This is a genomic window from Streptomyces sp. HUAS MS02 (assembly GCF_055702265.1).
This window is the reverse complement of record NZ_CM146747.1, coordinates 9,459,377-9,479,506: the sequence shown is the minus strand read 5'-3', so window position 1 is coordinate 9,479,506 and position 20,130 is coordinate 9,459,377. Positions and strand designations below refer to the sequence as shown.

General features: G+C 70.4%; 21 protein-coding genes. 13 read left to right on the top strand and 8 right to left on the bottom strand.

The window, feature by feature from the left end:
• The first annotated feature begins 273 nt into the window (after positions 1–273).
• Complete coding sequence (locus tag ACZ9QC_RS40910; protein WP_316731278.1) at positions 274–774, top strand: hypothetical protein; 501 nt, start codon at positions 274–276, stop codon at positions 772–774.
• Between the two features lie 13 nt (positions 775–787).
• Here ACZ9QC_RS40910 and ACZ9QC_RS40905 read toward each other — a convergent pair whose 3' ends face one another.
• From ACZ9QC_RS40905 to ACZ9QC_RS40895, 3 genes are all read right to left on the bottom strand, one after another.
• Positions 788–1,756: an aldo/keto reductase gene (locus tag ACZ9QC_RS40905; RefSeq protein ID WP_472917750.1), complete on the bottom strand. Its 969-nt coding sequence runs from the start codon at positions 1,754–1,756 to the stop codon at positions 788–790.
• A gap of 66 nt (positions 1,757–1,822) precedes the next feature.
• Complete coding sequence (locus tag ACZ9QC_RS40900; protein WP_472917749.1) at positions 1,823–3,142, bottom strand: MFS transporter; 1,320 nt, start codon at positions 3,140–3,142, stop codon at positions 1,823–1,825.
• Positions 3,143–3,252: 110 nt separating this feature from the next.
• Positions 3,253–3,858, bottom strand: coding sequence for a LysE/ArgO family amino acid transporter (locus ACZ9QC_RS40895; RefSeq protein WP_472917748.1), 606 nt, complete (start codon positions 3,856–3,858; stop codon positions 3,253–3,255).
• 78 nt (positions 3,859–3,936) lie between these two features.
• On the opposite strand from ACZ9QC_RS40895, the gene ACZ9QC_RS40890 reads away from it, so the two are divergent.
• A complete protein-coding gene (locus ACZ9QC_RS40890) occupies positions 3,937–4,845 on the top strand; it encodes a LysR family transcriptional regulator ArgP (RefSeq protein WP_472917747.1) in 909 nt (302 codons plus the stop codon).
• Between the two features lie 34 nt (positions 4,846–4,879).
• Here ACZ9QC_RS40890 and ACZ9QC_RS40885 read toward each other — a convergent pair whose 3' ends face one another.
• The gene (locus ACZ9QC_RS40885; protein ID WP_472917746.1) at positions 4,880–5,563 is read right to left on the bottom strand and encodes an NUDIX domain-containing protein; all 684 of its coding nucleotides are present in this window, start codon (positions 5,561–5,563) and stop codon (positions 4,880–4,882) included.
• Positions 5,564–5,666: 103 nt separating this feature from the next.
• Here ACZ9QC_RS40885 and ACZ9QC_RS40880 point away from each other — a divergent pair, with 103 nt between their 5' ends.
• Both ACZ9QC_RS40880 and ACZ9QC_RS40875 read left to right on the top strand, forming a co-directional pair.
• Positions 5,667–6,341, top strand: a complete 675-nt coding sequence (locus tag ACZ9QC_RS40880; protein WP_215452338.1) for an AIM24 family protein — start codon at positions 5,667–5,669, stop codon at positions 6,339–6,341.
• 61 nt (positions 6,342–6,402) lie between these two features.
• Positions 6,403–7,032: an alpha-ketoglutarate-dependent dioxygenase AlkB gene (locus ACZ9QC_RS40875; RefSeq protein ID WP_472917745.1), complete on the top strand. Its 630-nt coding sequence runs from the start codon at positions 6,403–6,405 to the stop codon at positions 7,030–7,032.
• 108 nt (positions 7,033–7,140) lie between these two features.
• On the opposite strand, the gene ACZ9QC_RS40870 is transcribed toward ACZ9QC_RS40875, so the two are convergent.
• A complete protein-coding gene (locus ACZ9QC_RS40870; protein WP_472917744.1) occupies positions 7,141–8,589 on the bottom strand; it encodes a family 43 glycosylhydrolase in 1,449 nt (482 codons plus the stop codon).
• Positions 8,590–8,994: 405 nt separating this feature from the next.
• Between ACZ9QC_RS40870 and ACZ9QC_RS40865 the strand changes: the two genes are divergently transcribed.
• From ACZ9QC_RS40865 to ACZ9QC_RS40855, 3 genes are all read left to right on the top strand, one after another.
• Positions 8,995–9,135 (top strand): hypothetical protein, encoded by a 141-nt coding sequence (locus ACZ9QC_RS40865; protein ID WP_472917743.1) that lies wholly within the window; start codon positions 8,995–8,997, stop codon positions 9,133–9,135.
• A gap of 394 nt (positions 9,136–9,529) precedes the next feature.
• The gene (locus ACZ9QC_RS40860; RefSeq protein ID WP_472917742.1) at positions 9,530–10,957 is read left to right on the top strand and encodes a glycoside hydrolase family 43 protein; all 1,428 of its coding nucleotides are present in this window, start codon (positions 9,530–9,532) and stop codon (positions 10,955–10,957) included.
• A 114-nt stretch (positions 10,958–11,071) separates the two neighbouring features.
• On the top strand, positions 11,072–12,448 hold the full coding sequence (locus tag ACZ9QC_RS40855) for a glycoside hydrolase family 43 protein (protein WP_472917741.1): 1,377 nt from the start codon (positions 11,072–11,074) through the stop codon (positions 12,446–12,448).
• Between the two features lie 54 nt (positions 12,449–12,502).
• Here ACZ9QC_RS40855 and ACZ9QC_RS40850 read toward each other — a convergent pair whose 3' ends face one another.
• Positions 12,503–13,714, bottom strand: coding sequence for an FAD-dependent monooxygenase (locus tag ACZ9QC_RS40850; protein ID WP_472917740.1), 1,212 nt, complete (start codon positions 13,712–13,714; stop codon positions 12,503–12,505).
• A gap of 338 nt (positions 13,715–14,052) precedes the next feature.
• Between ACZ9QC_RS40850 and melC1 the strand changes: the two genes are divergently transcribed.
• The 3 genes from melC1 to ACZ9QC_RS40835 all read left to right on the top strand — a co-directional run bounded on the left by melC1 (position 14,053) and on the right by ACZ9QC_RS40835 (position 15,881).
• Complete coding sequence (gene melC1, locus ACZ9QC_RS40845) at positions 14,053–14,454, top strand: apotyrosinase chaperone MelC1 (protein ID WP_472917739.1); 402 nt, start codon at positions 14,053–14,055, stop codon at positions 14,452–14,454.
• A gap of 52 nt (positions 14,455–14,506) precedes the next feature.
• Positions 14,507–15,331: a tyrosinase MelC2 gene (gene melC2 / locus ACZ9QC_RS40840; RefSeq protein WP_472917738.1), complete on the top strand. Its 825-nt coding sequence runs from the start codon at positions 14,507–14,509 to the stop codon at positions 15,329–15,331.
• 97 nt (positions 15,332–15,428) lie between these two features.
• On the top strand, positions 15,429–15,881 hold the full coding sequence (locus tag ACZ9QC_RS40835) for an SRPBCC family protein (RefSeq protein WP_472917737.1): 453 nt from the start codon (positions 15,429–15,431) through the stop codon (positions 15,879–15,881).
• 35 nt (positions 15,882–15,916) lie between these two features.
• Here the strand turns inward: ACZ9QC_RS40835 and ACZ9QC_RS40830 are convergent, their stop codons facing one another.
• Positions 15,917–16,645, bottom strand: coding sequence for a ribonuclease H family protein (locus tag ACZ9QC_RS40830; RefSeq protein WP_472917736.1), 729 nt, complete (start codon positions 16,643–16,645; stop codon positions 15,917–15,919).
• 36 nt (positions 16,646–16,681) lie between these two features.
• Complete coding sequence (locus ACZ9QC_RS40825) at positions 16,682–17,491, bottom strand: VOC family protein (protein WP_472917735.1); 810 nt, start codon at positions 17,489–17,491, stop codon at positions 16,682–16,684.
• A 207-nt stretch (positions 17,492–17,698) separates the two neighbouring features.
• Between ACZ9QC_RS40825 and ACZ9QC_RS40820 the strand changes: the two genes are divergently transcribed.
• From ACZ9QC_RS40820 to ACZ9QC_RS40810, 3 genes are all read left to right on the top strand, one after another.
• Positions 17,699–18,151: a DUF6153 family protein gene (locus ACZ9QC_RS40820; protein ID WP_472917734.1), complete on the top strand. Its 453-nt coding sequence runs from the start codon at positions 17,699–17,701 to the stop codon at positions 18,149–18,151.
• Between the two features lie 87 nt (positions 18,152–18,238).
• A complete protein-coding gene (locus tag ACZ9QC_RS40815; RefSeq protein ID WP_230217680.1) occupies positions 18,239–18,916 on the top strand; it encodes a DUF3105 domain-containing protein in 678 nt (225 codons plus the stop codon).
• 121 nt (positions 18,917–19,037) lie between these two features.
• Positions 19,038–20,006, top strand: a complete 969-nt coding sequence (locus ACZ9QC_RS40810) for an SGNH/GDSL hydrolase family protein (RefSeq protein ID WP_472917733.1) — start codon at positions 19,038–19,040, stop codon at positions 20,004–20,006.
• Positions 20,007–20,130: the final 124 nt, after the last annotated feature.

Here is a 20,130-nt window from a genome sequence, read left to right as displayed (position 1 = left end):
CCCCTCGGGCACGGCACGACGGGGGCTTCCCCGGAGGACGAGTACGGCAGCGGGCGGTGTCGGCCCTCCGTCCCCGATATCCGTTCGCAGGCCGCGGGCGGGTCACTCGAAACGGTGCTCGCCGCGTGCGGCTCCCGGCTCGATCGACCCGCCCCTCGGGGGCGGGCGGCCCGCCGACAAGGGCGCCGCCCGACCGTCCGGGACGGGCCAGGTCGCTCCCTCCCCACCAGCCCACCGCTCCGGCACCCGGGCGAGGCTGAGACACTGCACGTCATGGCCTCCTTCACTCCCGCGCGCGCCCTGCTGATGCTGACCACCGGGCTGACCTGTCTGCTGATGGCGGGCGGCGCCCTCATCGGCGCGCTGATCGGCGGCGGGCCCGTCGCCCTGGGGGCGGCGGTGTGCGCCGGTCTGGTCGGCATGGTGGGCTCGCTGATCGTGCGGCGGCGGGCCATGGCGCACTTCGCCATGGCCCAGCGGCAGGCCGGGCAGCGGGGTTACGCCGAGGGCATCGCGCACGGCGTGCTCATCCACGTGACCGCCTACGAGGCCGCCGTCTTCCCCCGCACCGGGCCGGGCGGCGTCAGCGCCGAGGAGCGCGAGGCCCGCCGCACCATCGCCTACCGCATGGCCGCCCTCGACGAGGTACCCCAGCGGGTGCGCCTGGCCGCGGCGGACGCGCTGGCGCTCCTCGACAAGACCGACCGCGAGGGCGCCGAGGAGGCCCTGGCCCGTCTCGCCACGACCGTGCGTCTGGAGTACTCCCGCCTGTGAGGCCTGCGGCCGCTCAGTGACCGCTGATCGCGCGCGGGGTGTAGGGCCGTTCCAGTTCCTCGGTCTCCTTCTCCGACAGGGTGACGTCGAGGGAGGCCACGGCGTCGGCGAGGTGGTGGGGCTTGGTGGCGCCGACGATGGGGGCGGTGACCGTGGGCCGGCTCAGCAGCCAGGCCAGGGCGACCTGAGCGCGCGGCACCCCGCGCTCACCGGCGATCCGGGTGACGGCGTCGACGATCTCCCGGTCGCCCTCCTGGTAGAGCGTCCTGCCGAAGTTGTCGGTCTCGGTGCGTGCGGTCACGGAGCCCCAGTCCCGGGTGAGGCGGCCGCGCGCGAGCGGGCTCCAGGGCAGCGTGGCGACGCTCTGGTCCTCGCACAGCGGGAGCATCTCGCGCTCCTCCTCGCGGTAGAGGAGGTTGTAGTGGTTCTGCATGGACACGAACCGGGTCCAGCCGTGCAGCCGGGCGGTGTGCTGCATCTTCGCGAACTGCCAGGCGTACATCGAACTCGCCCCGAGGTAACGGGCCTTGCCGGCCTTCACCACGTCGTGCAGGGCCTCCATCGTCTCTTCGACCGGGGTGTGGGGGTCGAAGCGGTGGATCTGGTAGAGGTCGACGTAGTCGGTGCCGAGGCGCCGCAGGCTGTTGTCGATCTCCGTCATGATCGCCTTGCGGGACAGGCCCCAGGCGTTGGGGCCCTGGTGCATGGCGCCGTTGACCTTGGTCGCGACGACGACCTCCTCCCGCCGCGCGTACTGGCCGAGCGCGCGGCCGACGATCTCCTCGCTGGTGCCGTCGGAGTAGACGTTCGCCGTGTCGAAGAAGTTGATCCCCGCGTCCAGCGCCTGCCGGATCAGCGGGCGTGACGCCTCCTCGTCCAGGGTCCATTCGTGCGTGCCTCGGTCGGGGAGGCCGAAACTCATGCATCCCACACAGATCCGGGACACGTCCAGACCCGTCGAGCCGAGCTTCACGTACTGCATCGTTGCAACTCCTGCCTGTGAGGGGTGGGCTGACAAGCGTACGAAAAAAGGTGGTGTGCCGATCAGTCAGATCCGGTACCGCCGCAGTGCCGGTGTGGCCGTCGCCAGGAGCAGCACGGCGATCATGACCAGCAGGCCTCCGCCGGCGACGGCCGTGCGGGTGCCGAAGGCGGCGCCCGCCGTGCCGTGCAGGACGTCGGCGAGACGGGGGCCGCCGGCCACGACCACGGTGAACACGCCCTGCATCCGGCCGCGCATCTCGTCGGTCGCGGCGGAGAGCAGGATGGCGCCGCGGAAGACCATCGAGACCATGTCGGCGACTCCGGCGGCCACGAGGAACGCCACGGCGAGCCACAGGCTGGTGCTCAGCCCGAAGCCCGTGATGGCCGCTCCCCAGGCCATGACGGCCGCGAGGACCATGAGTCCGTGCCGGTGGGAGCGGGAGAAGGTGCCCGACATCAGGCCACCGACGACGGCCCCGATGGGGATCGCGGCGAACAGCAGACCGAGGGCGAATCCTTCGCCGTAGGGGGCGTACGTGGTGGCGGCCAGCTGTGGGAAGAGGGCGCGGGGCATGCCCAGGACCATGGCGATGATGTCGGCGAGGAAGGACAGCAGGAGCACCTTGTGCAGGGCGATGTAACGGAAGCCCGCGACCACCTCCCGCAGGCCGGCCCGCTTCGCCGTGGTGTTGTCCAGGGGCGGCAGGGAGGGCAGCCGGTACACGGCCCAGAGGGTGATGCAGAGGGCCAGTGCGTCGATGAGGTACAGCTCGGCCAGGCCGATCACCGGGATGAGGGCGCCCGCGAGCAACGGTCCGGCCACCAGGCCGAGTTGCATCACGGTCGAGCCGAGCGCGGCGGCCGCCGGCAGTTCCTCGGCGGGGACCAGCCGGGCCACGGAGGCGTTGCGGGCGGGCGAGTTGAGGCCGAAGAACGCCTGTTGGAGGGCGAGCAGGGCCATCAGCGCCCACACGGATTCGAGGCCGGTGACGGCCTGCACCCAGAACAGCACCGAGGTGACGGCGATGCCGGTGTTGGTGACGAGCAGCAGCGTGCGGCGGTCGACGCTGTCGGCGACCGCGCCGCCCCAGAGCGCGAAGACCACCAGGGGCAGCAGGCCGGCGAGGCTGGCGTAGCCGACCCAGGCCGAGGAGCCGGTGATGTCGTAGATCTGTTTGGGGACGGCGACGGCGGTCAGCTGGCTGCCGACGGCGGTGACGATGGTCGAGGACCACAGACGCCGGTAGGCGGGGCGGCGCAGCGGCCGGGTGTCCATCGCCCAGCGGCGCCAGCCCTCGCGGGGTGGCGCCGCCGGATCGTCCTGCGGTGCGGTGTCGTCCTCCGGTGCGGTGTCGTCGTCGGCGCTGCTCTGGGTGGTGTCCACGGGCATCCTGATGCTCGATACATCTTTCGATACGGGCACCACTATCGCGGAGATCACCACCGTCGGGACAGGCGATTTCGCCGCCGTCTCACATGCTGTCTCCGCATGGCTCAGGCTCCGGCGATCAGCATCCCGCCGAGGACGAGCATCGTGACCGCGACCAGGCCGTCGAGGACCCGCCAGGCGGACGGGCGGGCCAGGTACCGGCTGAGCAGCCGGGCGCCGAAGCCCAGAGCGGCGAACCAGCACAGGCTGGCGAGGCCGGCGCCGAGGCCGAAGGTCCAGCGCAGGGGGCCCCGGTCGGAGGCGATGGAGCCGAGCAGGAACACGGTGTCCAGGTAGACGTGCGGGTTGAGCCAGGTCAGCGCCAGACAGGTGAGGACGGCCCGGCGCCGGGAGCCCGCCGACCCGCTCTCCGCGCGCAGCGCGTCGTCGCCGGGCCGCAGGGCGCGGCGGGCGGCCAGGGCGCCGTAGACCAGGAGAAACGCGCCACCGATCAGGGCGACCGCCGTCAGCGCTCCGGGCCAGGCGACGACCACCGCGCCGACCCCGGCGACGCCGAGGGCGATCAACAGCGCGTCGGAGAGGGCGCAGATGGCCACGACCGGGAGCACGGAGTCGCGGTGCAGGCCCTGGCGGAGGACGAAGGCGTTCTGGGCTCCGATGGCGACGATGAGGGAGAGGCCGGTGCCGAATCCGGCCGCGAGAGCTGTCATTTCACTGAACACAGCCACGACGTTAGGAAACGCACCGCCTTGCGTACAGCTAAAGATTCTTACGTATCATTAGCGTTCGTGATGTCTCAGCTGCCCCTCGACCTGGTGCGCACCCTGCTGGCCGTGGTGGACGAGGGCACCTTCGACGCGGCGGCCGGTGCCCTGCACGTGACACCGTCGGCGGTCAGCCAGCGGGTCAAGGCGCTGGAGCAGCGGGTCGGCCGGGTCCTGCTGATCCGGGAGAAGCCGGTGCGGCCGACGGAGTCCGGCGAGGTGATCGTCCGGTTCGCGCGCCAGCTGGCCCGTCTCGAACACGACGCGCACACCGCACTCGGGATGACGGGCGCCGGGGAGACCACGCGGGTGTCGATCGCGGTGAACGCCGACTCGCTGGCCACCTGGTTCCTGCCCGCCCTGACCCGGGTGCCCGAGGAGCTGCGCCCCTGTTACGAACTGCTCCGGGAGGACGAGCAGCACACGGCCCGGCTGTTGCGCGAGGGGCTCGTGATGGCCGCGGTCACCTCGGCACCGGACGCCGTGGCCGGCTGCTCGGTCCGGCCGCTCGGCCGGATGCGCTACCGGCCCTGCGCCACGCCCGCCTTCGCGGAGCGGTGGCTGGGCCTCGGTTCGGGCACGCCGCTGAAGGAACTGATCGTCGACGCGCCGGTGGTGTTCTTCGACCGGCGCGACGAGTTCCAGGACGCCTTTGTCCGACGGCTGACGCGGGGCCGCCCGGCCAGTCCCCGTCGGCACTACGTACCGACCTCGGAGGGGTTCGTGGACGCCGTGGCCGCCGGCATGGGCTGGGGCATGGTGCCCGCCGCCCAGGCCGAGCGACTCCTCGACAGCGGCCGGCTCGTCGACCTGGCTCCGGAACGGACCATGGACGCCCCGCTGTTCTGGCAGCAGTGGAAGCTCGACTCCCCCGCGCTGACGGCGGTGGCGGAGGCGGTCGCCGCGGAGGCCGCCGAGACGCTCGATCCCTGAGCGGCACGCCCGCCCTCGGGCTGCGCTCCTCCCCTCAGGCGTCGCGACCGGTACCGAACGGACCGTCCAGCGCCGCCCACTGGAGCAGCATGATGGTCTTGGCGTCGGCGATCTCCCCGCTGCGGATCATCTCCAGCGCCCGGCGGAAGGGCAGTTCGACGAGTTCGATGTCCTCACCCTCCTCACCGAGGCCGCCGCCCTCGTGGGTACGGGTGGACGGGCCGTAGGGGGCGGCGTAGAAGCTGACGCGTTCGGTGACGGAACCGGGGCTCATGTAGATGTCGAAGACGTGCCGGATCTCGCCGATGGTGTGACCGGTCTCCTCGACGACCTCGCGCCGCACGGCGACCTCGGGGTGCTCGTCCTCCTCGTCGAGCAGACCGCCCGGCGTCTCGACGAGCATCCCGTCGGGGTGGCCGTTGACGTACACCGGGTAGCGGAACTGCCGGGTGAGCAGCACGGTTTCGCGTTCGGTGTCGTAGAGCAGGACGGTGGCGCCGTTGCCCCGGTCGTGCGTCTCGCGCTCCTGGGTGCTCCAGGTGCCGTCGGTGTGCTGGAAGTCGAAGGTCGTCGTGCGCTCCACGTACCAGTGGCTGGACAGCAGGCGCACGTCCCGCACCTTGACGCGCGGGTTGCCGGTCAGGTCCCGGCCGGTGCGGTCGAGCCCGGTGCGGCCCCGGCGGTCCGGGAGGTCTACTCCGACGGTCTTGTTGGTCATGCGTCCGCTTCTACCATTCCGGTCGAGATGTTGTCAGGCACCTCAATTCGCTTGCCGCGCGCGTCGCTTGGCGGAATCGGGCGGTCCGGGACAGCATGCCCGTATGAAGAGCGATCTTTTCTCCAACGAGAACATGGTGCAGCCGGCCTACGCGCCGGGGATGAGCGTCCAGAACGCCAAGTCGATCAAGTACGCGGTGAACGGCGAGATGCTCGCCCGGCAGGGCGCGATGATCGCCTTCCGGGGGAATCTGCAGTTCGAACGCAAGGGCCAGGGCGTGGGCGGCATGCTCAAGCGCGCGGTCACCGGCGAGGGGCTGGCACTGATGGCGGTGCGCGGTCAGGGCGAGGCCTGGTTCGCGCACGAGGCGCAGAACTGTTTCATCGTCGACATCGAGCCCGGCGACGTGTTCACCGTCAACGGCCGCAACGTGCTCTGTTTCGACGCGTCGCTGTCGTACGAGATCAAGACGGTGAAGGGCGCCGGCATGACCGGTGGCGGCCTGTTCAACAGCGTCTTCACGGGACAGGGGAAGCTGGGTCTCATCTGTGACGGCAATCCGCTGGTCATCCCGGTCTCGCCGCAGCTGCCCGTGTTCGTCGACACGGACGCGGTGGTGGGCTGGACGGCCCACCTCACCACCTCGCTGCACCGCTCCCAGTCCTTCGGTTCGATGATCCGCGGCGGTTCCGGGGAGGCCGTGCAGCTGAAGCTGGAGGGCGAGGGCTTCGTGGTGGTTCGGCCGAGCGAGGTGACTCCGCAGGCGCAGCAGCACTGAGCCGGCGGACGGCGGGGAGCCCGAGCGAACAGATTTTCGAATCTGGGAGTACGCTGCAGGTATGGCCGCGCACCTCCAGGGCTCCCTCTTCGACCAGTCCGACGACGTCCGCCTCGGCCCCCTCGACGGGGTGCGTCGGCGGGAGCTGGGCGCCGGGGCCTGGGTCGACGTGCTGCCCGGGTGGCTGACCGGCGCCGACGCGCTGTTCGCGCGGCTCGCCGAGGAGGTGCCGTGGAAGGCGGAGCGACGGCAGATGTACGAGCAGGTGGTGGACGTACCCCGCCTGCTCGCCTACTACGGCCCCGAGGACACCTTGCCCCACCCCGTCCTGGACGAGGCCCGGGAGGCGCTGTCCGCGCACTACGGCCCCGAGCTCGGCGAGCCGTTCACCACGGCTGGGCTCTGCTTCTACCGCGACGGCCGGGACAGTGTGGCCTGGCACGGCGACCGGATCGGCCGGGGCGCCCGGGAGAACACGATGGTGGCCATCCTGTCCGTGGGCGACCCCCGCGATCTGGCCCTGCGCCCGCACGGCGGCGGTGGGCCGACCCTGCGCTTCCCGCAGGGGCACGGCGACCTGATCGTGATGGGCGGCTCCTGCCAGCGCACCTGGGACCACGCGGTACCCAAGTCGACGCGGGCGGTGGGGCCGCGCATCAGCATCCAGTTCCGGCCGCGCGGCGTCGGCTAGCCAGCCGCAGAGCGACAACTGCCGACCCGCAGTCCTTGCCGAATCCGGGTCGTGGCTCGGCTCGGATCAGGCGCGCGAGGCACCGCGGCGCGCTGCGTCCGGCCGGTCCTACTCCTTGTAGAAGGTGGCGTCCTGTCGGCCGAGCGTGGTGGTCACCGGCTGGGTGTAGAGCAGGTGGTTGTAGTGCCGGATGTACCGGCCGGGGAAGTTGAACGACTCGTACGACACACCGGCCGCCGAGTCGGCGAGACCGGCCCGCTCGTGGAACGAGGCGTCGTTGTCGAACAGGGTGGTGCCGTCGTCCTTCTCCACCCACACCTCGTTCTTCTTGTGGCGCAGGTAGTAGCCGGGGTTGTTGGCCGATTCGAGGGAGACGGTGCCGTTGCCGGCCAGGCCGGGGACGACGCGGAACTGCGAGTCGGCGAGTTCCGTGACGTTGGCCTCGGTCCTGGCCCGGAACTCCCAGTGCCGGATGAACCGGTCCGGGTAGTTGTACGAGGAGAAGCGGACGGGGGTGACACCGTCGGCGACGGGGATGCCGAAGTTGGGGGTGCCGTCGGCGTTCCAGTAGATCTTCTGGTAGCGGGTGCGGCGGTTGGGGTCCTTGAGCGCGTCGCCGACGATGTCCTTGTAGTTGCGGTCGTGGTAGACGAGGATGTCCGACTTGCCGTCCTCGGAGACCGTGAAGGAGTTGTGGCCGGGGCCGTACTGGCTGGTCTTGTCGTTGCTCTTGAAGACCGGCGTGGGGGTCTTGCTCCAGGAGGCCGGGTTCATCAGGTCGGCGCCGGCGTCGGCGGTGAGCAGGCCGAGGCAGTAGTTGGCGTCGGTGGCGCTGGCCGAGTAGGTCATGAAGACCTTGCCGTTCTTCTGGATGACGGCCGGGCCCTCGTTCACGCGGGGGCCGACCATCTCCCAGGCGTACTCGGGCTTGGAGATCATGACCGGGCTGCCGGTGATGGTCCAGGGGTTGGCCATCTTCGCCAGGTACAGGTTGGTGCCGCGGCCGAGCGCCGGGTCCTCCTGGGCCCAGCTCATGTAGCGGGTGCCGTTGTGCGTGAAGGTGGTGGCGTCCAGCGAGAACGTGTCCAGCGGCAGCGCGATCCGGCCCTTCTCGGTCCAGGTACCGGTGATCGGGTTGGCGGCACTGGTCTCCAGGACGTACGGGCGGATCCGCCAGATGTCGTTGGACCAGCCGGCCGTGAAGTAGATGTACCACTTGCCGTCGATGAAGTGGATCTCCGGGGCCCAGATGTGGGCGCCCATCTCACCGCTGGCGTGCTTGGTCCAGATCGTGGTCTCCGGGGCCGTGGCGAGACCCTGGAGGGAGGTGGACCGGCGCATGACGATCCTGTCGTACGCGGGGACCGTGGCGGTGAAGTAATAGAAGCCGTCGGTGTGCTTGAAGATGTGCGGGTCGGCCCGCTGCTCGGCTATCGGGTTGGTGAAGGTGACGGCCGGGGACGCGGGCGCGGCGGCCTGGGCGGGGCTGGTCACGGTGGTGAGCACGGCGAGCGCGGCCGTCGCGGCCACCAGGACCCGCCTGGCGAGGTGTCTCATGTTTCTGTTGCGGCCCTTCGGGATCAGACGGTCGTGGGGACGAGCTGCCACGGCCGACAGTCGGTGCTGAGCCAGCTCCACCGGCGCACGTCGGACACGGTTGGCGTGCCACGGTTGGCGACGTCCATGGCCTTGCCGGTGGAGGCGTTGACGGTACGGGGGGGAGTCGCCGCCGAGGTGGACCTCGCCGAGCCGCGTTCGAAAACGCGAACAACGTGCGGAACTGCGGACGAAACGTAAAGGCGGCTCAGGGACGCCGTCAATGGGTAGCACGAAACCGACATCCCGAACGCCGCCGACCACCCGCTACCGCCACACACACGCCCAGGCCACGCGCCACGACAAGTCGCACGCCCTGTCGACCCGGACCCGATCCAGGCGCTTGCGTGGGCTACCGATGCCCAGGTGGAAAACCTGGACGGCTTCCAGGACCGGCTCGAACTGCGGGGAGTCGCGTCGTCGAGCGGCTGGACGAGTCTCTCGATGCGCACGGTCATCGGTGGTCGCCGGGAAGGTGCCGGATCGCTCATTTGTTCGTTCGGCTGACCGGATGGGTCGGATGTATTGACGCGCTCTCTTTTCCGGATTTAGCCTCTGCCCGATTTCGCGAACAGTGTTCGATATTCCGATCAACGTGCCTGATTGGACAGTGAGTTGACGACGAAGGCTTCCGGTCGAAGCGCCGCCCACCCGAAACGCCTCCACGGGCACTGGGAAGCGCAGACACCCGGCCCGTCCAGCAACCGCCCCACCTGGGCGAGCGCACGCGCTCACGCGCCCTGACCCGCCGTCACCACGGCTCCCTGGGCGAAGCGGTGAAACACCGACGTTCGGTCCCCCCGTCCGGCCCGCGCGGTGTCCGGGTCCTGTCCCGCCCGCTCCGAGACCAAGTTCCCCCCCTTCGCCCGGCGGCGGCACCCGCACACGAACAGGAGATCCGATGTCTGCGCTCCGCGCCCGGCTGACGGTGATATTGCTCGCCGTCTGCCTCCTCTTCACGGGCCAAGCCCTCACCACACCCCAGCGGGCGGCCGCCGCCGAACCCGGCTACCTGATGGTGCACTTCCTCAACGACTCCGCGACCGGTCAGATGCTGTACGTCGCGCACAGCGCGGACGGCCTGCACTGGAACGACCTCAACGGCGGACAGCCGGTCCTCAACTCGAAGATCGGTACGAAGGGCGTGCGCGACCCCGCACTGGTGCGCTCCCAGGACGGCAGCAAGTACTGGATCATCGCGACCGATCTGTGCATCCGCTGCGGCTCGACGTACGCCAACGGCAGCCCCAACTTCGTGGTGTGGGAGTCGACCGACCTGGTGAACTGGTCGGACCCGTGGCTGCTCCCCGCCGCCTCACTGGTCCCCGGCGGAAAGAACGCGTGGGCGCCGGAGGCGATCTGGAACCCCGAGACCAACGACTACGTCCTGTACTGGTCGACGAACGCCACGGTCAACGGCATCTTCAAGTACCGCATCTACGCCGCCCGCACCAAGGACTTCCGCACCATCACCACCCCGCAGATCTGGATCGACCCGCCCGGCAGCACCCCGGTCGTCGACACCCAGATGACCGAGGTGCCCTCAGGTACCGGCCCCTACCGCTACCTGCGCGCCTCCGGCGACGGCCAGAACAACATCGAGGGCAGCAACTCGATCCTCGGAACCTGGACCAATCTCGGCAACCTCTCCAGCATCGGCCTCACCGGCAACATGGTCGAAGGCCCGGTCTGGATGAAGTTCAGGGACCGCGACGAGTGGGCCCTCTACATCGACCACAACAACGCGCAGGGCGTACGCGAGTACAGGCCGATCCTGACGACCAACCCGTTCGACGTCAGCACCTACCGGCTGCAGCCGACGACCAGCTACGACATGGGCGGCACCGCCAAGCGCCACGGCGCGATCATGCCCCTCACCTCCGCCGAGGAGAGCCGCGTCCTCGCACGCTGGCCCAACACCCCGGCGCAGCGGCTCCAGTCGTACAACTTCCAGGACCGCTACGTGCGCCAGACCAACTTCGACGTGCGCATCGACCCCAACGTCAGCCCCGTCGAGGACTCCCAGTTCCGGCCGCGGCCCGGCCTGGTGGGCACCGGCACCGTCTCCTTCGAGTCGGTGAACCACCCCGGCTACTTCCTGCGCCACCAGAACTACGACTTCCAGCTCGTCCGCAACGACGGCTCCGCCCAGTTCGCCGCCGACGCCACCTTCAACAAGGTCGCCGGACTCGCCGACCCCACCTGGTCGTCCTTCCAGTCGTACAACCACCCCGACCGCTACATCCGCCACTACGCCTACCAGCTCCGCCTCGACCGCATCACCACCACTCTGGCCCGCAGTGACGCCACCTTCCGCGTGACGAACTGACCCGCATCGCCAGGGGTGCCGGCGCCTCGGATCGAACCTGTGGGCGGCTCCAGGCCGGGGCCGCCCACAGGTTCTGGATCCGCCCGCACCTTTCCTACGCCCCGGAGGCACCAGATGAGTGCAACACCCCTCCCGTCGCGCCGGCTCTTCCTCGGCATGGCCGCGGCCGTGCCGCTGTCCACCACCGGCGTGCTGACCCTCGGCAGCCGGTCCGCGAGCGCCGCGACGACCTCCCCGTTCGTCATGGCCTACTTCACACAGTCACCGAGAAACCTCGGCACGGACTACGGCCTGCACCTAGCGGTCAGCACCGACGCGCTGCAATGGATGCCGCTGAACCAGAACAACCCCGTCGTGACCCCGACCGCGGGCGACGGCGGTCTGCGCGACCCCTTCATCCTGCCCAAGCAGGACGGCACCTACGTCGTCATGGCGACCAACCTGAAGGGCACCGACTGGACCAAGAAGACCCCGTACATCCACGTCTGGGACTCCGCCGACCTGCGCTCCTTCGACAACTACCGTCTGCTGAAACTGCACGACATGGCCACCCACACCTGGGCGCCCGAAGCCTTCTGGGACCCCACCCGCGGCCAGTACGCCCTCATCTACTCGGCCGTCAACAGCAGCGGACACAACGTGATCATGGTGAACTACACCACGGACTTCCAGACGGTGACGGCACCTCAGGTCTTCTTCGACCCGGGCTACGACATCATCGACGGCACCCTGGTCAAGGACGTGAACGGCGTCAACTACCTGTACTACAAGGGCCGCAACAGACTGGTGGGGGCGAGGTCCACCTCGCTCGCCCCCGGCAGCTTCACCCAGTTCACCTCGGGCCTGGCGCCGCAGGGAGGCATCGAGGGCCCGATCCTCGCCGAGGCCTCCGGCACCTGGTACCTGTGGGGCGACGCCAACGCGCTCTTCTACGCCTACCAGACCGACGACCTCTCCACCGGCACCTGGACCGCCACCGACCGGCGCCTCTACACCCAGCCGCTGAACTCCAAGCACGCCGACATCAAGCCGATCCCCCAGACGGTGTACGACAACATGATCGCCAAGTGGGGAAAGCCTGCCTGGAACCGGCTGAAGTCCTACAACTTCCCGGACAGATACTGGCGGCAGGTCGACTCCCTCGGCCGCATCGACCCGTACCCGTTCGACCCCTACACCGACTCGCAATGGAAGCTGGTGCCGGGGCTGGCCGACCCCTCCGGCGTCTCCTTCCAGTCCGTCACCCAGCCGACCCGCTATCTGCGGCACTCCTTCTACCAGCTGCGGCTGGACGCCAACGACGGCACCACGAGGTTCGCCCAGGACGCCACCTTCCACAGGACCGCAGGACTCGCCGACCCGTCCTGGTCGTCGTTCCGCTCCCACAGCCACCCGGACCGCTACATCCGCCACTACGCCTACCAACTGCGCATCGACCCGATCTCCACCGCCACCGGCAGAGCCGACGCCACGTTCTCCGTCTGGTACTGAGACGACGCGCACGCTCCCGCGGGCGAGCCGCGGGGCGGCGCGGCGCGCTCCCGGCTACTTCCGTCCGGCGAGGGCCCGCGACTGCGAGGACCGGGCCAGCTTCGGGCCGAGCCAGCGCTTGAGCCGGCGCAGTGCCTCCAGACGGCCGGCCGCGCGGTCGAGGCGGTAGTAGAGCTGCGGCGGCACGTACGGCAGCAGCGGGGAGTGCCGTTGGCCGAGGAGCGCGAACATCTGTTCCGGCGGCAGCTCGATGTACCGCTGGATGTTCTCGTACCACTGGGCGCTGTACCGGGCGGCGCTCTGCAGCCGCAGAAGGTCGGACTTGCGCCGTCGCTCGTACGCGGTGAGCGCGCTCTCCGTGTCCGGGTGGGCGCCGAGGGACTCGGCCAGGCACATGGCGTCCTCCAGGGCGAGGGTGGTGCCGGCCCCGATGGAGTAGTGCGTGGTGTGGGCGGCGTCGCCGAGCAGGACCAGGTTGCCGTGGTGCCAGACGCGGTTGGTCAGGGTGCGGAAGGCGAGCCACCGGGCGGTGCCGTCGCCCTGGTCCCGGCCCAGCAGCGGATGGCCGTCGAGGATGTCGGCGAAGAGCTTCTCCAGCAGGGCGAGGCCGTCGGCCTCGCCCAGGCGGTCCAGGCCCAGACCGCTCAGCGTCTCGGGGGAGCACTCGATGACACAGGTGCTCTGCTCGTCGCTGAACGGATAGGCGTAGGCCCAGATCCAGCCGTGGTCGGTCTCCTGGAAGGAGAACGTGAAGGCGTCGTGGACCTTGGTCGTGCCCAGCCAGATGTAGGCGTTGCGACCGAGCGTGATGTCGCTGCCGAAGCGGTCCGCGTGCCTCTCGCGCACCGTGCTGTTGACTCCGTCGCCCGCGACGACGAGGTCGGCGTCCGGCAGGGCGTCGGCCGTGATCTCGTCCTCGTACTCCACCCGGACGCCCAGGGCGCGGGCTCGGTCGGCCAGCAGTTCGAGCAGGCGGCGCCTGCCGATGCCGAAGCCGTCGTCGCCGGGCTGGACGGTGCTGCGGTCGCGGACGTACGCCACCCCGCTGTTCCAGGTGACGGAGTTCTCGCTGATGGCGAGGGCCGTCTCGGGGTCCTTCTCGCGGAGCTTGTCCAGCAGTTCGGACCAGTAGGTGACGCCCCAGCCGTAGGTCGACCCGGCCGGGTTCCGTTCATGGACGGTGATGTCGTGGGACGGGTCCTGCCGCTTCATCAGGATCGAGAAGTACAGGCTTGCGGGTCCGCCGCCGACGCACGCGATCTTCACGCACACTCCCATTTCGCTGCGCAAAGCGATCAATTGACCACGAAGAGTAGCAGTGCGCGTGCGGTCCGGATTCACGCCACTTTGCCCGCGTGACGCCGGCCACGCGCTCCGCACCCGTACCGCAAGATCATCGGCGCCGGTGCCGCCGCCGGGCGGAATATCTCCCTCCACCCTCGCCCGCGAGGTCGGCACAGCAAGATCATCTTTGTTCAACCTTGCACGACATATACGTGATTGTCCTGATCGCAGCCAACCGGTTTCCTGGGATTTCTCCCGCCCCACAGCGGGTCGATAGGTATGACGGGTCATCAATCCCCCCTTTCCCAGGAGGTTTTCGCATGCCCGACATCACCCGGCGCCACGCTCTCGGGGCCGCGGCCGCCCTCACCGTGACCGTGGGAGCCCCGCTCACCGCGGCGGCCGCGGACGACCGCACCGGCCACGAGGACCACGGCGGGCATGGCGGCCACGAGGACCACGACGGCCATCAGCCGCTCCAGCCCTTCGACGAGGTCTACCGGGGCCGCCGGATACAGGGCCACGCCACCGAGGGCGGCGGTCACCACCACGGCACCGGATACGCGGTGTTCGTCGACGGGGCGGAGCTGCACGTGATGCGGAACGCCGACGGCAGCTGGATCAGCGTCGTCAGCCACTACTCCCCCGTACCGACCCCGCGCGCGGCCGCCCGCGCGGCCGTCGACGAGCTCCAGGGCGCCCGCCTCGTCCCCTTCAACTGACCCGCGCCGCCGCACACGCACCATCGGAAACACCGCAAGGAGCCGCAGAACCATGACCACCCGCAAGAACCAGGCGACCCTGACCACCGACGAGAAGCGGCGCTTCGTCGACGCGCTGATCGCGCTGAAGCGGTCCGGCCGCTACGACGAGTTCGTCACGACGCACAACGCGTTCATCCTCGGCGACACGGACAACGGCGAACGCACCGGCCACCGTTCGCCGTCCTTCCTGCCCTGGCACCGCAGATTCCTGCTGGAGTTCGAGCGGGCCCTGCAGTCCGTGGACTCCACCGTCGCCCTGCCCTACTGGGACTGGACGGCCGACCGCACGGCCCGCTCCTCCCTCTGGGCCCCCGACTTCCTGGGCGGCACCGGACGCAGCCGCGACGGACGGGTGATGGACGGCCCGTTCGCGGCGTCCACCGGGAACTGGCCGATCAACGTGCGCATCGACGGCCGCACCTATCTGCGCCGCGCCCTCGGGACCGCGGTGCGGCAGCTGCCGACCCGGGCCGAGGTGGACTCCGTGCTCGCCATGTCCACGTACGACATGGCGCCCTGGAACAGCGCCTCGGACGGGTTCCGCAATCACCTGGAGGGGTGGCGGGGCGTCAACCTCCACAACCGGGTGCACGTCTGGGTGGGCGGCCAGATGGGCACCGGGGTCTCCCCCAACGACCCGGTGTTCTGGCTGCACCACGCGTTCATCGACAAGCTGTGGGCCGACTGGCAGCGGCTGCACCCGAACTCGGCGTACCTGCCGGCCGCCGGGACGCCGAACGTGGTGGACCTGAACGAGACGATGAAGCCGTGGGACGACACGACCCCGGCGGCGCTGCTGGACCACACCCCGCACTACACGTTCGACGCGGCCTGAGGACGTTGATCCGCCGGGGTCCTGGGTACTCGCGCCGGGACGCGGCCGGGGCGACTCGGCCGCGACGGCAACGCAAACCGATGTGAGGAGGCGACCGATGACCCAGATCGAGGAGTCCGTCGAGGTCGAGGTCCCCGTACGGACCGCCTACAACCAGTGGACGCAGTTCGAGACGTTCCCCGAGTTCATGAGCGGGGTCGAGCGGATCGAGCAGCGGTCGGACACACTGACGCACTGGGTGACCGAGGTGGACGGTGTGCACCGGGAGTTCGACGCGGAGATCACCGAGCAGATCCCCGACGAGCGGGTCGCGTGGACGACCGTCTCCGGTGAGGCTCGGCAGGCCGGCGTCGTCACCTTCCACCACCTCGCCGAGGGGCGCACGAAGGTGATGCTGCAGATGGAGTTCCAGCCGGAGGGCACCGCCGAGAAGGTGGCCGACAAGCTGGGCGTCGTGAAGCGGCAGACCAAGGGCGACCTGGCGCGCTTCAAGAAGTTCATCGAGGCGCGCGGCCGGGAGACCGGGGAGTGGCGCGGCGCCGTCGTGTGACGCGCACGCCCTCCCGGAGCGTCCCGCCGGGCCGGTTACTCGGCCCCGGCCGTCGCCCCCGTACGGCACTCCGGGTGGCCCCAGCCCTGGTCGTTCTTCGCGATGGGCTCACCCGCGGCGTACGGGCGGCCGCACTGGCAGCGGCCGGGGAACTTCGCCTTGATGGTGCGGGACGAGGAGGCGGAGGAGCCGGTGCGGCCGCCCGCCCTGCCGGACCTCGCGGACTTCTTCGCCGGTGCGCGGCGGGCCGGGACCGTGTCGGGCGCGGCCGGCGGCTCCGGCGAGCCCAGCTCGGTGCCGGCGGGTTCCTGGACGGTGGCCGCCTGGCTCGCCGCGCGGTCGGCGAAGTCGTTGAGGCGGTCGCCGTCGACCTGGTGGGCGGGGACGTAGCGGAACTCCACCGAGCGTCCGGCGAGCAACTCGTCGATGCGGACGACGAGTTCCTGGTTGGCGACCGGCTTACCGGCGGCCGTGCGCCAGCCGTTGCGCTTCCAGCCGGGCAGCCAGGTGGTGACCGCCTTCATCGCGTACTGGGAGTCCATCCGGATCTCGATCGGGACCGCCGGGTCGGTGGCCGCCAGCAACCGCTCCAGCGCGGTGAGTTCGGCGACGTTGTTGGTGGCCCTGCCCAGCGGGCCGGCCTCCCAGCGCGCGGGGATCTCATCGTCCTCGGCCACCACCCAGGCCCAGCCCGCCGGTCCGGGATTTCCCTTGCAGGCTCCGTCACAGGCGGCCACAACACGTTCCGACATGCGCTCGATCATGCCATGCCGCGCGTGCCCGTCGGTTCCTGTGCCCGCTCAGTCGACGTCCTTGAGCTCCGGCATCTCGCCCTGGGTGTTGGTGACGTCGATGACCGAGAACGACGCGCCCTGCGGGTCGCTGAGCACGGCGAAGCGGCCGAAGGGGGTGTCCATCGGGCCGAAGCGCAGGACACCGCCGAGCTTCGTCGCCTTGGCGACCGCGTCGTCGCAGTCGGGGACGGTGAAGTACACGTTGATGTACGAGGGCATCTCGGGCGGGAAGTCCTCCGCGGTCATCTTCATCCGGCCGAGGAGCGGGTTCTGCCCCAGGTCGAAGACGCGGAAGTCCATGTGCGGGTCGTCGGGGTCCTCCATCTGCTTGGACCGGTAGGAGAAGACGGCCGGGAAGAACGCGTCGGACTTCTCCGGCTCCCGGGTGAAGATCTCGGCCCAGGTGTACGCGCCGGGCACGCCCATCGCCTCGAAGCCCTCGTGGACGCCGGCCTGCCAGCAGCCGAAGACGACGCCGTCCGGGGACCGGGCCAGCAGCATGGAGCCGAACTCGCCGACCCGCATCGGCTCCATCAGCACGTCGCCGCCGTTGTCACGGATCCTGGCCGCGGTGGCGTCCACGTCGGACGTGGCGAGGTACAGGCACCAGGCGGACTGGCCCTCCTGGCCGGGCATCGGCGGGACGACCGCGGCCACCGCCTTGCCGTCCGCGTACGCCTGCGTGTAGTTGCCGTACTCGGCGGACGACTCTCCGAAGGTCCAGCCCAGGACCTCGCCGTAGAAGTTCTTGGCGCCCTCGACGTCGCCGAACATCGCGTCGACCCAACAGGGCGTTCCCTCGGGCTGTGCGGCCATGGCTGCCACTCTCCTAGGTTCGACGGGTGGTCTCCCGGCTCTCACGCTAGCCAGGACGGGACCCGCTCGCGCGCCGAGCGGGACGGACCGCGTGAAACCGGCACGAGTTCCGCGGGGCGGGGCCACGGCCGTGCGGCGTCTGATAATTTCAGCGGCGCTCGCACTCCCGTTCGCCTCGACTCGTGACTCGACTCGTGAGGTGCCGCCATGTCCGGCCGACCGTTCCGACGTACGGCGCTGCCGTGCGCCCGGGGCCGGAGGGCGCACCTGCTGCTCGTGGCCGCGCTGGCGCTGACCACGTTCCTCCTGTTCTGCGCGGGCTCGCCCCCGGCCGAGGCGTCCGAGCGCCGGCCGCACCCGGTCTCGGCGGGGCCGACTCAGGAGCCGCCGGTGAAGGACCGGTCCGCGGCGGGCCGGTCGGTCACCGCGCGGACCGGCCTTGTGGAGCGCGACCCCTGCGGGCACAGTCCCGGCGAGCACGACTGCCACTCCTCCGACCCGGCCGCGGTGCTGGGCCAGATGCCGTTGCCGGGCGCCGATCACACGGCCGCGCCCTGGCAGCCCGCGCCGGATCCGGCCGCGCTCGCGCCGTCCGGCGCGGGGGAGCCGGGGCGGGCCCGTCCTCCCGATCTGCACGAACTGCAGTTGCTCCGCGTCTAGGCCGGGGACCGGCCGTGACGACACCCCCTCAGACGACTCGCAGGACCGCCGTGCCCCGTGCGGGCAGGGCCGGGAGAAGGACACCCCATGGCTTCATCAAAGTCCAAGGCCAAGAACAGTGCGCCGAAGGGCAGGAACAACAGCCCCAAGGCCAGAGAGGCGGCGCGGCGTGCCCGCGTCGAGGAGATACGCAAGGCGGAGCAGGCCCGTGAGCGGCGCATGCGGCTGCTCACCCTCGGTGTGACCGGTGTGATCCTCGCCGGGCTGGTCGGCGGCGGCTGGTACCTGATCGACGCCGCGCAGGAGAAGGAGGAGGCGAAGGCCGCGCCCGTCGAAGGCGTGAAGAGCTGGTCGAAGCTCACCCAGAACCACGTCACCGAGACCGTCGACTACAAGATGAGCCCGCCGGTGGGCGGCGACCACAACCAGGTGTGGGTCAACTGCGACAAGCAGGTGTACACCAAGGCCGTGCCGAACGAGAACGCGGTGCACGCGCTGGAGCACGGCGCCGTCTGGATCACGTACAACGACAAGGCCGCCAAGGCGGACGTCGAGTCGCTGACCGGCCTCGTGAACAAGACGACGTACACCTTCATGAGTCCCTACGAGGACCAGTCGTCGCCGATCGTGCTGAGCGCCTGGGAGCACCAGCTGAAGGTGGACAAGGCGTCCGACCCGCGGGTGCGGAAGTTCCTCGACAAGTACGTGCAGGGCGAGCAGACACCGGAGCCGGGGGCCGCCTGCACGGGTGGCATGACCCCGTGACCTGACGGAGCGGGGGCGTCCGCACGAACGGGCGCCCTCGTGGCCGACACGGGTCTTCCGCCCCGGGTCGGGCTGTGCTTGCCTGGGGAACCGTTTCGGTGGTCGGGGCGGGAGTCGCCGTATGCGCAAGCCGTGGAGCGTGGGAGTGGCGGGGGCGGTGCTCGCCGGGCTGCTGCTCGGCGCGTGCGGGGATCCGGAGTCCGCACCGGACCAGGCGCCGCCGTCGGCCGCGGCACCGGAGCCGTCGTCCACCACCCGTCAGCGCGCCGCCACGGGGTCCCCCGGCGACGACGGCGGCACGGGCGGCACCGACGCAGGCACCGACACCGGCACGGCGAAGCCCGCGCCCGGGGTGCTCTACCTCGGGGACTCCCTCGCCACGGAGAACCAGACCGTCCTCGGCGACCTGCTGAAGGACGACCTCGACGCCCGCTACACCAGCGCCCCCTACTCGGGCACCACCCTGTGCGACTACCTGGAGGGCACCGCAGACCGGTCGCTCGTCCCGCCGCGGGACAAGGCGGCCGCGCTGGTGCGGCGGCTGCGCCCGGACTATGTGGTCCTGCAGTTCTGGGGCAATGCCTGGGACTACACGCCCTGCATGGACGGCGTCACCTACGGCAAGGCCCGCGCCGAGTACTTCCGGCGGTACACGGCCGCCGCCGAGCAGCTCACCGACCAGATCGCGAACGCGGGCGGCGAACACCGGCCGACGATCGTGTGGGTGCTCCAGGGCCCGGACCCGATGACCCCGGACCGGGTGCGCCGGGTGAACGCCCTGTACACGAAGCAGGCCAGGGCCTCCGGTGACCTGGTCGCGGACGCCGGCAAGGCCGTCAGCCCGGCCGCCGACCGCTACGCCTGGGCCCAGTACCTGCCGTGCACCGCCTACGAACGCCAGCACGACGGCTACTGCACCCAGCCCGGCCGGGGCCGCACCGCGCTCCACCACGACGAGGACTACCTGCACTTCTGTCTGGCCCCGACGACGTCCAAGCCCAGGCCGTGCCCGGTCCGGTCCCCGGGGATCACGCGGATGGCCCGGGAGATCTCCCGGGCCATCGCCGACGCGCGTACCGACAGGCCGTAGGCCGGACCCGGTTCGCCCCGGCCCGGCCCGGACCGCCCTCTCAGACCCGCTGGGACGTGGGCTCGTGGTCGCCCGCGTCCTTCCCGTGCGGCGCCTCCGCCGCCGTGGCGGCCGCCTCCGCCGC